The 11,664-nt window shown below is 60.3% G+C and carries 9 protein-coding genes; 6 read left to right on the forward strand and 3 right to left on the reverse strand.

Annotated features, from left to right (window positions below; genetic code table 11):
- Positions 1-9: 9 nt before the first annotated feature.
- The 5 genes from rdgB to IG617_RS15210 all read left to right on the forward strand — a co-directional run bounded on the left by rdgB (position 10) and on the right by IG617_RS15210 (position 5,165).
- Positions 10-648, forward strand: a complete 639-nt coding sequence (gene rdgB / locus IG617_RS15190; RefSeq protein ID WP_192110082.1) for an RdgB/HAM1 family non-canonical purine NTP pyrophosphatase — start codon at positions 10-12, stop codon at positions 646-648.
- Positions 648-1,817, forward strand: a complete 1,170-nt coding sequence (hemW, locus tag IG617_RS15195) for a radical SAM family heme chaperone HemW (protein ID WP_192110083.1) — start codon at positions 648-650, stop codon at positions 1,815-1,817. Before rdgB ends, hemW begins: the two co-directional genes overlap by 1 nt.
- 262 nt (positions 1,818-2,079) lie before the next feature.
- Entirely contained in the window at positions 2,080-3,690 is a 1,611-nt protein-coding gene (gene phaZ, locus IG617_RS15200) for a polyhydroxyalkanoate depolymerase (protein ID WP_254170586.1), read from the forward strand.
- A 174-nt stretch (positions 3,691-3,864) separates the two neighbouring features.
- The gene (locus IG617_RS15205; protein ID WP_420826152.1) at positions 3,865-4,290 is read left to right on the forward strand and encodes a DUF2852 domain-containing protein; all 426 of its coding nucleotides are present in this window, start codon (positions 3,865-3,867) and stop codon (positions 4,288-4,290) included.
- 140 nt (positions 4,291-4,430) lie between these two features.
- Entirely contained in the window at positions 4,431-5,165 is a 735-nt protein-coding gene (locus IG617_RS15210) for a M48 family metallopeptidase (RefSeq protein ID WP_192110085.1), read from the forward strand.
- A 9-nt stretch (positions 5,166-5,174) separates the two neighbouring features.
- Here the strand turns inward: IG617_RS15210 and IG617_RS15215 are convergent, their stop codons facing one another.
- A complete protein-coding gene (locus IG617_RS15215) occupies positions 5,175-7,409 on the reverse strand; it encodes a transglycosylase domain-containing protein (RefSeq protein WP_192110086.1) in 2,235 nt (744 codons plus the stop codon).
- A gap of 213 nt (positions 7,410-7,622) precedes the next feature.
- Between IG617_RS15215 and IG617_RS15220 the strand changes: the two genes are divergently transcribed.
- Complete coding sequence (locus IG617_RS15220) at positions 7,623-7,934, forward strand: DUF1330 domain-containing protein (protein ID WP_192110087.1); 312 nt, start codon at positions 7,623-7,625, stop codon at positions 7,932-7,934.
- Positions 7,935-7,971: 37 nt separating this feature from the next.
- On the opposite strand, the gene olsB is transcribed toward IG617_RS15220, so the two are convergent.
- Both olsB and IG617_RS15230 read right to left on the reverse strand, forming a co-directional pair.
- On the reverse strand, positions 7,972-8,838 hold the full coding sequence (gene olsB, locus IG617_RS15225) for a l-ornithine N(alpha)-acyltransferase (RefSeq protein ID WP_254170587.1): 867 nt from the start codon (positions 8,836-8,838) through the stop codon (positions 7,972-7,974).
- Positions 8,839-9,168: 330 nt separating this feature from the next.
- The gene (locus IG617_RS15230) at positions 9,169-11,616 is read right to left on the reverse strand and encodes a PAS domain-containing hybrid sensor histidine kinase/response regulator (protein ID WP_209008508.1); all 2,448 of its coding nucleotides are present in this window, start codon (positions 11,614-11,616) and stop codon (positions 9,169-9,171) included.
- Positions 11,617-11,664: the final 48 nt, after the last annotated feature.

Below are 11,664 nucleotides of genomic sequence, written 5' to 3' on the forward strand. Positions count from 1 at the left end.
GATACCACCATGAGCCACCGCAAGCTTGAACCGGGCCGCCTGGTCGTCGCCAGCCACAACAAGGGCAAGATCCGCGAGATCAACGAATTGCTCGCGCCTTACGGTTTCGATGTCGTTTCTGCGGGTGACCTGGATCTTCCCGAGCCCGAGGAAACCGGCACCACATTCGAAGCGAATGCGGAACTGAAGGCAGTGGCCTCGGCGGAAGCTTCCGGGCTCCCTTCGCTTGCGGACGACAGCGGTTTCTGTGTCATGGCTCTGGACGGCGATCCCGGGATCTATTCCGCGCGCTGGGCGGGACCGGACAAGGACTTCGCAATGGCCATGCGCAACGTCGAAGAGAAGATGCAGCAGAAAGGAGCCGTGAACCCTGATCAGCGGCGCGGATCCTTCGTCGCCGTCTTGTGTCTGGCATGGCCTGACGGCCATAAGGAGTTCTTCCGCGGCGAAGTGGAAGGCCAGATCGTCTGGCCGCCGCGCGGCGAAAAGGGCTTCGGCTACGATCCCGTCTTCCAGCCGGACGGACATGAGCGCACCTTTGGCGAGATGACGTCGGACGAAAAGCATGGCTGGTCGCGGACCGAGCCGGCATTGTCGCACCGGGCCAGGGCTTTTCAGCTCTTCTCAAAAGCCTGCCTGGAGGATTGATGGCCGACGTTGCGGTGAAGGCGCCTGATGGCGGCTTCGGGATCTATGTGCATTGGCCGTTCTGTGCGGCCAAATGCCCTTACTGCGATTTCAATTCCCACGTTCGACACCAGCCGGTGGACCAGGACCGTTTCGCCGCTGCCTTCGAACGCGAGCTGACCCATTTTGCCGACCTCACGAAAGGCCAGACGGTCCAGTCGGTCTTTTTGGGTGGTGGAACACCTTCGCTCATGGCGCCGAAGACCGTCGAGCGGATTCTGGATTGCATCTCCGGTCTCTGGACCGTGGACGCGACGGCCGAGATCTCGATGGAGGCAAACCCGTCAAGCGTCGAGGCCGAACGTTTCCGAGGCTACCGGTCTGCCGGCGTGAACCGCGTCTCTCTTGGGGTCCAGTCCCTTCATGATCGGGATCTCAAGCTTCTCGGGCGTCTTCACGACGTGGAGACAGCGATCAAGGCTATCGAAACCGCCCGCGAAACTTTTCCGCGTCTGTCGTTCGATCTGATTTATGCACGGCCCGATCAGACTCCGGAGGCCTGGAAGGCCGAGCTGGAGCGTGCGATTGCGCTCGCTGCTGATCATTTGTCGCTTTACCAGTTGACGATTGAGGAAGGTACGCCGTTTTTCACGCTCTACAACGCTGGAAAGCTGAAGGTTCCCGATCCGGAACTGGGTGCGGAACTCTATGAGCTGACGCAGAGTGTGACCGAGGACAACGGGCTACCGGCCTATGAAGTCTCCAATCATGCCCGCGCCGGGGCGGAGTGCCGCCACAATCAGGTCTATTGGCGCTATGGCGACTATGTCGGCGTTGGCCCTGGTGCTCATGGGCGCTTGTCTGTCGGCGTCAACAAGCTGGCGACCGCCATCGAGCGCCATCCGGAAACCTGGCTCGAGAATGTCGAGACCCATGGTCACGGCATGGTCGAGAACGTCGGCCTGACCGAAGAAGAACAGGGCGATGAGTACCTGCTGATGGGCTTGCGTCTTGTCGAAGGCATCGACCTTGCCCGTTATGAGGCCCTCGCGCACCGCAAGATTGACCCACGCCGACTGGCCGCTCTTCTGGAGCATGGCATGGTGGAGGAATTGGGTAACAATCGCCTGCGCGCCACACGTGACGGTTTTTCCGTTCTGGACGCGGTGGTTGCCGACCTCGCGGCCTGACCTGCCGGCCTTCAAGCCCATATCGTTTTGAATCTCAGCACCTTCAATGGATTTCGGGGTCGCTGAGCTTTCAACGAATTTGTGTTTAGACGTCTCAGAACCCTCGGAAAATAGCAGTATTGCTACGGATCCCCTGTTCGGCCTATTCTGTTGCAATGCAATAAGGCGTCGAAGATGCCGACCGGCTCACAAGCCGGGGGAGATTTCGCAAGGAGACGTGCGCGTGCCGTTCTACCATCTCTACGAGCTCAACCATGCCGTCATGGGCCCCATGCGGGCCGCCGCTGACATGACGCGTCTGTATTTCCAGAACCCGCTCAATCCGATGACCCACACCGAATACGGCAAGTCGATCGCGGCTGGCTGTGAAGTCATGGAGCGCATGACCCGCCGTTACGGCAAGCCGGAATTCGGGCTTGGCGAGACGACTGTCAGCGGCGTGAGGGTTCCGGTGCACGAGAACGTCGTCTGGTCCCGTCCTTTCTGTGATCTGCTGCATTTCGAACGGGCAACAGAGCGCAAGAAGGACGATCCGAAAATCCTTGTGGTCGCACCGATGTCCGGCCACTACGCGACCCTTTTGCGCGGGACGGTCGAGGCCCTGCTGCCACGGGCGGACGTCTACATCACCGACTGGATCGACGCGCGCATGGTGCCTCTCCAGGACGGCAAGTTCGATCTGGACGATTACATCGACTACATCATCTCGATGTTGCACTTCCTCGGCCCAGACACGCATATCTTGGGTGTCTGCCAGCCGTCCGTTCCGGTCCTGGCCGCTGTTGCTGTCATGGAAGGGCGCGACGATCCCTATGTGCCGTCCTCCATGACCCTGATGGGCGGACCGATCGACACGCGTGTTGCGCCAACAGCGGTCAATGACCTTGCGATGGACAAGGGCATCGACTGGTTCAAGCGCAATGTGGTGATGAAGGTGCCGTTCCCGCACCCTGGCTTCATGCGCGATGTCTATCCGGGCTTTCTTCAGCTCACGGGCTTCATGTCCATGAACCTGGACCGGCACATGACCGCTCACCGGGACTTCTTCCAGCATCTGGTCGAAGGTGATGGCGATAGCGCTGAAAAGCACCGCGATTTCTACGATGAATATCTGGCCGTCATGGATCTGACGGCCGAGTTTTATCTCCAGACCGTCGAAAACGTTTTCATCGAGCATTCCTTGCCGATGGGAACGATGATGCATGGCGATACCCTGGTTGACTGCTCAAAGATCCGCCGGACGGCGCTTCTGACGGTTGAGGGTGAGAAGGACGACATCACCGGCCGCGGGCAGACCCAGGCCGCGCATGCCCTTTGCAACAATCTGCCCGAGGAGATGAAGGCTCACTACGAGCAGCCGAATGTCGGCCACTATGGTGTCTTCAACGGCTCTCGCTGGCGCGCCGAGATTGCGCCGCGGGTGATGGACTTCATTCTGTCCAATCGCCCGGACCGCAAGAGCGCTACCCCCAAGGCGGCACCTGTGGCAAAGCCTGCCGCGACCAAGCCGGCGGCCAAAGCTGCGGCACCGGCAAAGCCGGCTGCGAAAAAAGCCGCCGCTTCGAAGGCTCCGGCGGTCGAAAAACCTGCCCGGAAAGCCCCGGCCAAGAAGGCGGCAGCAAAGGCCGATCCGCTTGCCGAAATCCTGCTGGCGAGCCCGCAAGGCGTGGCTGACGACCTGAAAGCCATCAATGGCGTTGGTCCGAAACTGGAGCAGGCCTTGAACGAAGCCGGAATCTTCCACTTCTGGCAGATTTCAAGCCTGACCGATCGGCAGATCGAGGCACTGGATGACAAGCTTGATTTCCGTGGCCGCATCGCCCGCGACAACTGGATCGACCAGGCCCGCAAGTTGTCCGAAGTTGTCAGCTAAGCGGTCTTTTCAGGTCGCAAAAAGATAATTGAACGAAAATTGGGAACCGGGCTAACCGCCTTGGTTCCCTTTCTTTTTTGGGGTTTAGTCCTGCTCTCGTGAAGGTTATTCCGGCTCTCTTTTTCTTGAACTGGCTCCTTGTCGACCCCACGTAATTTGCCGTGGATGTCAATCATGGGTGAAACAATGACGACGACAAGTTGTTCGATTAAACCGGGCTGGACACCGGTAACTATCGGTTTGATGGTCCTTGGTTTCGTGGCGTTTTGGCCGCTCGGTCTGGCAATGCTTGCCTATATCCTCTGGGGTGACCGCTTCAGTGGCATGGCACGCGATGCTCGCGACCAATGGCGCGCAAGTCCCTTTAAAGGAGCAGTAGACCAAATGGCCACCGGAACCGCCTATGCCCGCACCGGCAACGTCGCTTTCGACGAATATCGGCAGAAGGAGCTGAAGCGCCTCGAGGAAGAGCGTGCCAAGCTTGACCAGATGCGCAACGAGTTCGACGACTTCCTGACCGAGCTTCGCCGGGCGAAGGACCAGGAAGAATTCGATCGTTTCATGTCCGCGAAAGGACGTGGCGCACCGGATATCGCCTGATAGGACCAATCCCGTGTTGCCTAAACTGGCACGAACAGGGGATGTTGTGACGGAGAGCGGCGCTGTAAAAGTGCCGCTTTCGTCGTTTGTAAGCACCGCGTAAGCTCTTCTGACCTGATTCGAACTGGCCCGCGACCACGATGCTGATGCGCCCGCGCCGCAAGACGGCGCTTCCCGATCATATCGAAATTGATGCAGACGGCGCGCCCCTGCGCATCCGCCTGAGAGCGGACCCGCGCGCGCGCCGCTATCTCCTGCGTCTCCCGGCCGATTACTCTGGTCCAGTGCTGACGGTTCCAGGTGGAGGCAATCTCGCCCGGGCCGAGCGTTTCGCGCGCCAGCATGTTGATTGGCTTCTGGAACGGCTTGAAAAACGCCCAGAGCACATTGCCCTTCGTCCTGGAGACCTTGTTCCTCTGCGCGGCTGTGACCATCGCATCGCGGCGACGGGCAAACTCCGGGGCCTGGTGCAAACCCGGACAACAGATATGCCCGAATTGCTTGTGCCGGGCGCCGAAGACCATATCCCGCGCAAGCTGACGACCTGGCTCAAGGCGGAAGCCAAAGCCGATCTCGTGCGCGCGACGCACCATCATGCGGGGCGTATTGGCAAGGACATTGCCGGATTGACGGTGCGGGATACCAAAAGCCGCTGGGGCTCTTGCGCCTCCAATGGCAAATTGTCCTTCTCCTGGCGACTAGTCCTCGCCCCGCCCGAAATTCTTGACTATGTCGCCGCACATGAAGTGGCCCATCTCAGGGAAATGAACCATTCCGCCCGCTTTTGGCGCCTTTGCGAGGAATTGGCCCCGCAGACGCCTGAGGCACGCAAATGGCTCAAGGAGAATGGCGCAAGGCTCCACGGCTACGGCTAGCGAACGGCCTTAGTCGCCACCACCGAACAGGTTTTTCAAGAGATTGAGTGGCCCGCCGCGGCTTTCTCCGGCAGGCGGACGGATAACCTCGCCTTCCGAACCGACATTTGATGGCGGCCTCGGAGCCTTGGTCGAGGGCGTCGCCACCGGAACGCGGTAGTTGGCAACGCCAGGCAGGTCGGCGACTGGAAGACCTTCATGGGCGCCTTCCATGGTCTTTTTCCACGCTGTTGCTGGCAGGGAGCCACCGGTGGCCTTCTTGGTCGGTGAATTGTTGTCGTTGCCGAACCAGACCGCAGTGGTCAGATTTCCGGTGTAGCCGATGAACCAGGCGTCGCGGAAATCCTGGCTTGTCCCGGTCTTGCCGCCTGCGGGCCGGTTGTCTGCCAGAAGGGCCTTCTTGCCGGTTCCCGTCAGCAGCGTTTCGGTCATCATGCGGTTCATTGCACCAACATGCTCACGCGAGATCACCCGCCCACGGCCATCTCCCTGGCGTGAGTATAGCACCTTGCCGTCCATCGTCTTGATCCGCCGCACCACATGGGGAAGGACCCCGTAGCCGCCATTGGAGAAGGGAACATAGGCCGAAGCAATTTCCAGTGGCGTCACCTCGGAGGTTCCCAGGGCGATGGACAGGTTGGACTTCATGTCCGAGGAAATGCCCATGTTTCGGGCGGTCCGGATGATCGCTTTCGGTCCGACCTCATAGGCAAGCCGCGCAGCAACAGTGTTCAGCGACAGGCTGAGCGCCCGCGTCAGCGTTACATTTCCATAGTGCTTTTTCGAATAGTTCTGCGGCGACCAGCCCCGGATGGTGATTGGCGCATCTTGCCGTACGGTCTCCGGCGTCATGCCCTTTTCCAGAGCGGCAAGATAGACGAAGGGCTTGAAAGAGGATCCGGGTTGCCGCTTGGCATAGACGGCCCGGTTGAACTGGCTCTTCGAGTAATCAGCACCGCCGACCAGCGCCTTGACCGCGCCTGCGGTGTCCAGTGTGACGATCGCGCCCTGGCTAACGCCGAGTTTCGCGCTGTTTTCGGCAAGAGCGTCCCGCAGCGCATCTTCGGCGGCCCGCTGAATGGAAACATCAATGGTCGTGTCGACGATGATATCGGTATCAAAGGAGCCGACATAATGTGGCAGCACATCCATGACCCAGTCGGCGACGTAGTTTTCGCTGGCAGTGGTGTGCCGGCGGACCACTTTTGCCGGGGCCAGGAGCGCGTTTTTGGCCTCGTCGGCAGTGATATAGCCCTCTTCATGCATGGCCGCGAGCACCAACTGGGCGCGCTCTTCCGCAAGATCGGGGTTGTTGGCAGGGGAATAACGGGACGGCGCCTTCAGGAGCGCGGCAAGTGTCGCGGCTTCGGGCACGGTGACGAGACGTGCGGATTTGCCGAAATAGCGCCGCGCGGCGGCATCGACGCCATAGGCGCCTGCGCCCAGATACACACGGTTGAGGTACATCTCGAGGATCTCGTCCTTCGAGAACTTCGCCTCCAGCCACAAGGACAGGACCAGTTCCTGCATCTTGCGCTTCATTGTCCGGTCTGGTTCGAGAAACAGGTTCTTCGCCAGCTGCTGCGTGAGCGTCGATCCACCCTGCCTCAAGGTTCCCGCCGTCAGATTGATGTAAACGGCTCGAACAAGACCGATCGGGTCGACGCCCAGATGTGAGCGGAACCGCCGGTCTTCGATCGCGATCACTGCATTGGGCAGATAGGACGGCAGTTGCTCAAGGCGGACAGCTTCCCCGCCCGTGTCCCCACGGTTGGCGATAAGTGAACCGCTCGCGGATACGATCTTTACGTTTGGTGGCCGCTGTGGCACCTGCCATTCGGACGTTGGCGGCAAATAGGCCGCATAGTAGCCAAGGATGCCAACGGCGAAGACAACGCCCCAAATGCCCAGAACGCAGCCCCAGTAGAGGCCGCGGCGCATCAGCCGTGTGATCCAGGAACCGGATCGTTTGCTTGAGGCTGTCTTGCGGCTGCGCTTTCGCGTGTTGTTGCGTGGCTTTCCGCCACCCGTTCCGCGCCCCGATCCACCGCCAGCATTCTTGGCGGTTGGCTTGCGTCGCGCCGGCGCTTTGGTCGCCGGTTTTGCGGCCTTCTTTCGAGGCTTTTTGGCCGTAGGTGTGGACGGACGATCGCGTTGCGATGGCCGCAAATCGAGCGCAGACGGGTCATACCCGTCTTCAAACCGCGGTTCGATCCGCTGTTTGCGCGCTGCCTTGCGTGCCATACCTTGAGATGTCCCGTTCAAACCCAGGCGAGCTGCCTTAAAATCCCCAGATGACTTTAAAGTGCGGCGATTTAAGGGGGTGTTAAGGCTCCCGGCCTTGAGCTGCTCCAGGCGAGCCCATCGCGTGCGCTGGAGAAGGGCGGCCAATTCTGCTTTATGTGTTGCAAGAGCGGAGCTTTTTCCGTCTCGTCAGCAGAGCGAATGGAGCAAAAGATGCCTAAAGCCTATTGGGTTGCCCGGGTCGATGTGAAAGATCTCGAGGCTTACAAACAGTATGTCGCTGCAAACGCGGAACCTTTCGCCAAATATGGGGCGAAATTCCTTGTGCGGGCAGGACAATTCGAAACCATGGAAGGCTGCTCGCGCACGCGGAACGTTGTGATCGAATTTCCGAACTATGCCACGGCCATGGCCTGCTACAAATCGCCAGAGTATGAGCGGGCGAAAAGCTTGCGGGAACCCGCGTCAGAAGGCGATCTGATCATTGTTGAAGGCTATGATGGGCCGCAGCCTGGCGATGGATGAATAGCCAAATAGCCGATTGGTGAACTGGTTGCCGGTGTCAGCTTGCGTAGCGGCTGGCGTCCGCGCCATAATAGTTCACGTAGCGGGCATTGAGATCCGAAACCGGCATGATGATGAGAACATCGGTCGTGCCGAACTGGTGGTCCACGACAGCACCGTCACCGATGTAGGCGCCGAGACGAAGGTAACCCTTCACCAGCGGCGGGAGTGCGCGGAGCGCCTGTTTCGGGTTCAGGGCGTCCGCCTGAAGCCGGTTCATTTCCACGTAGCGCTCGTCGACCGCGCGCACGCGCCATTCCTCTGGCGCACGGGCGTTGTGGTGTAGAAACGCAAGCTGATCGGCCATCATGTCCGGGTTGGTGCCTTCGATCGAGGCACAGCCGAGCATCACATCGATCTTGTGCTGCAGGACGTAGGCCCAGATGCCATGCCAGAGCAGTTCGACGGTTTTCTTGTTCCTGTAGGGCTTGAGAACGCAGGAGCGGCCGAGCTCGAGAAAACGCTTGTCGGGATTTGCGTCAACGAGCGCCTGGATGTTGAATTCGCCGGACGTGTAGAAACCGCCATGTTGATCCGCGACATCCTGGCGGAGCAGGCGATACGTACCGACGATCTCGGGTCTTAGCCGGCCAAGCTTGTTGCGTTTCTGCGAATCGTGGTCGATGACCAGCAGGTGGTCGCAGAAGGCATCAAAGGGATCGGCATCCCGGCGTGTTGCCAGGGTTTGTGCATCGGCGATGGCCGACATTTCCTCGTAGAAAACCTGATAGCGCAATCGCTGGGCTTTCTTCACTTCCTTCGCGCCGCGCGCCAGGCGCACTTCAAGGGCGCCGATCCGGCCGAGGCTTGCGCTCGCTTTCGTACCCTGAAAGCCAGGCGTTGCGGGCCTCGCGCCTGCCGGCATCCAGCGTGGTGCAAGCGGCAAAGGCCGGTTGTTCGGTGAAAATTTTTGAACGAGTTTCCTCGGCGAAAACATGCCCGACCCCATCATGGACGTGCGGTCCTTATTTTATCTGCCGCGGCAGCGCGTTAACATCTCACGCAGACCGAATTGTTTCAACAGGCCTTTTGCCTTTGCCACGACAGGGTCTCGCGAACTGAGGTGGCAGGCTTTGACCGTGCCGTAGACCATAGTTTTCCAACAAATAAATGACACATGCCGAAATAACCAAAGGCGCGGGAACGCTGGCACCCGGTTAAAGGTGACGCTTGAAAAGCAAGAAAGTGCGGTCGCTTAAGCTTCGGTGCGCGGGAGTGAAGTCAGTGCGGTGCTGATTGCTTCGGCCGAAAGCGGCTTCGTCAGATAACCGGCGGCACCGACCGCCGCGGCCTTGTCCCGGGCGTCCTGCATGACATCGGCGGTGACCATCAGAATCGGTACAGCCGGACGGCCCGCGGCGTCTTCCTGCGCCCGGATTTGCTCGATTGCGCCAATTCCGTCGAGGCCGGGCATGTGGAGATCCATCAGGATCGCATCAAACTGGATTTTGGCCGCCGCTTCCACGGCTTTTTCGCCATCAATGACCATCACAGGTTCGTGGCCGAGCTTTCTGAGAAGCGCCTCGCTGAGGAGACGATTGATGTCGTTGTCCTCCGCCACGAGGAGCCGCAAGGGACGTGCCGGGACGAGAGATGATTGTGTCAGGCTACCGGGAGGCGTCGCCGTGGCTTCGATGTCCCAGCAATGGGCGGCGTCAGCGTCCCTGAGCAGGCCCGAGGTAACCTGGGAAAGGCTTTCCATCCGCACAGGCCGGATCAGGTAGGCCGCGTATCCTGCTTCGCGCAGACGTGCAAGCCGGTCGCGTTCGGGTGGGGCCACCAGGACCACAGCAGGGGCGGAACAACCGGCCAGACGCGCGGTCGCCAGCCATCCTCCGGCATCGGGGACGGCGGAATTGTCGATCAGGATCAGGTCTGCATGCGCCAACCGATCCTGCATGTCAGCGCTTCCGGGCGCGACCAGATGCACCTGCGCCCCTTCGGCGCCAAGGCGGGAGGCGAGCAAAGGCGCCTCAATCTGCCCGGTGCTGACCAGCACCACGGATTTGCCCGACGTTGATGCATCTGCCGGGCCGCGCAGGGTTTCGGGGATCGGCAGGGACACCGTGAACCGGGCGCCCTTGTCAGGATCAGGCTCGGCGTAGATGCGGCCATTCATCAGGCCTGCAAGCCTCTGGGCGATCGCCAGACCAAGACCCGTTCCGCCGAATTTGCGCGCTGGACCATGATCGACCTGCTCGAACTCCTGGAACAAGCGATCAGCCTGGTCCTTGTTGAAGCCGATGCCGGTGTCCCGGACGCAGATATCCAGAAAGCAGCCGCCGTCCGGATTGTCGCGGCCATCGATCTCGATGGACACACCGCCTTCATCAGTGAACTTCACCCCGTTTCCAGCAAGATTGAACAGGATTTGCCGTACGCGCGTTGCGTCCAGCGTGACAAGATCGGGCAGGGCCGGATCGATACGGGTGCCGATTTCCAGTCCTTTCGCATGCGCCTTGGGGGCGAGCAACTCGACGACATTTTCTGCAATGCCGGCGAGCGCCGTCCGGCCGGTTTGAATCTCAAGCTTGCCGGCTTCCACCTTCGAGAAGTCCAGAACTTCATCGATCAGCAGGAGAAGCGTTTCTCCCGAGGTCTCCAGGGCGCTGATATAGGCGGTCTGTTCCTTGGTCACACGGGTGTCACGCAGGAGCGCGGCCATACCAAGAATGCCGTTCAGCGGAGTGCGGATCTCATGACTGACCGTGGCAAGAAAACGGGACTTGGCTTCATTCGAATTCTCGGCTGAGTGTCTCGCGGCCAGCAATTCGTCCTCGATCATGCGGCGGTCGGTAACATCGCGCAAAACCGTCTGGATGAGGGGTTGTTCTGTCGTGGTGTCACGCACGCTCACGTCAATCCGCGAAAACCAGCGGGTTCCGTGATTGGTTTCCAGCATGACGTCGCCGAAGCCGCCTTCGGGATCCTCGAGGGGATGGCCGCCCGCCATACCTGCCTGCTTGACCCGCGGCAGGGTCAGCGGCAGGCCGATCATAGGACCTTCCCTGTTGCCGAAAGCCTCATGTGCGGCTGTGTTTGCGTAGACAACCGTGCTGTCCGTATCGCGCCGAATGACGATGTCTCCGAGGGTCGACAGAATGCTCGCCTGCCGTTCGTCGCTTTCCCTGAGTTCCCAGGTGCGGTCTTCAAGCTCTTCACAACGGGCCTGAAGCATCTTGATTCGCGTGTCTTTCGCCGCAAGTCCCTCTGCCGCGCGCTGTTGGTCATCGGCCAGCAGCCGCCAGACGGCCATGGCGCCGGCAAAAAAGGCCAAGGCGATAGCGATCAGCCGCGTGGAGGGCGAGCCGACGAGCATGAAAGCGCCGAGGGCTCCGCCGGCAGCGCCCGCAGCCGAGAGCAGGAGGAGTGGCTTTGAAGGTGCGTTGACGGCTGAAGCCGCAGGCTTCGCCGCGTTCGTTTCTTCGTCCCGATCAGAAAATGTGGGCGCTTCGGGCCGGTTGAAACGGGCGCTGGGCCAGACTTTTTCCCGCAGATCACGTGGCCCTCGACGGCCTTCCAGGTTTTCAGCCGGTCTGGGATCCCTAGGGTTCAACTCGCCGGTGGCGGATTCGGACGCCAACTCGGCGCGGTACGTCAAATCCTGCCGTTCATCGGCGCGTTTGTTGTTCTGGCTTGCCAAGGACCGATACTCTCTACTTGGTCACGAAGAACCAGCAGTGTCGCGGAC

This window comes from Roseibium polysiphoniae (assembly GCF_014842925.1).
In the GTDB taxonomy this organism is placed as follows: Bacteria; Pseudomonadota; Alphaproteobacteria; order Rhizobiales; family Stappiaceae; genus Roseibium; species Roseibium polysiphoniae.

Bases quoted from the DNA above. Each gene is read 5' to 3' on its own strand.
- rdgB (WP_192110082.1), top strand. From the start codon at position 10: ATGAGCCACCGCAAGCTTGAACCGGGCCGCCTGGTCGTCGCCAGCCAC.
- hemW (WP_192110083.1), top strand. From the start codon at position 648: ATGGCCGACGTTGCGGTGAAGGCGCCTGATGGCGGCTTCGGGATCTAT.
- phaZ (WP_254170586.1), top strand. From the start codon at position 2,080: ATGGGCCCCATGCGGGCCGCCGCTGACATGACGCGTCTGTATTTCCAG.
- IG617_RS15205 (WP_420826152.1), top strand. From the start codon at position 3,865: ATGGGTGAAACAATGACGACGACAAGTTGTTCGATTAAACCGGGCTGG.
- IG617_RS15210 (WP_192110085.1), top strand. From the start codon at position 4,431: ATGCTGATGCGCCCGCGCCGCAAGACGGCGCTTCCCGATCATATCGAA.
- IG617_RS15215 (WP_192110086.1), bottom strand. From the start codon at position 7,409: ATGGCACGCAAGGCAGCGCGCAAACAGCGGATCGAACCGCGGTTTGAA.
- IG617_RS15220 (WP_192110087.1), top strand. From the start codon at position 7,623: ATGCCTAAAGCCTATTGGGTTGCCCGGGTCGATGTGAAAGATCTCGAG.
- olsB (WP_254170587.1), bottom strand. From the start codon at position 8,838: ATGCCGGCAGGCGCGAGGCCCGCAACGCCTGGCTTTCAGGGTACGAAA.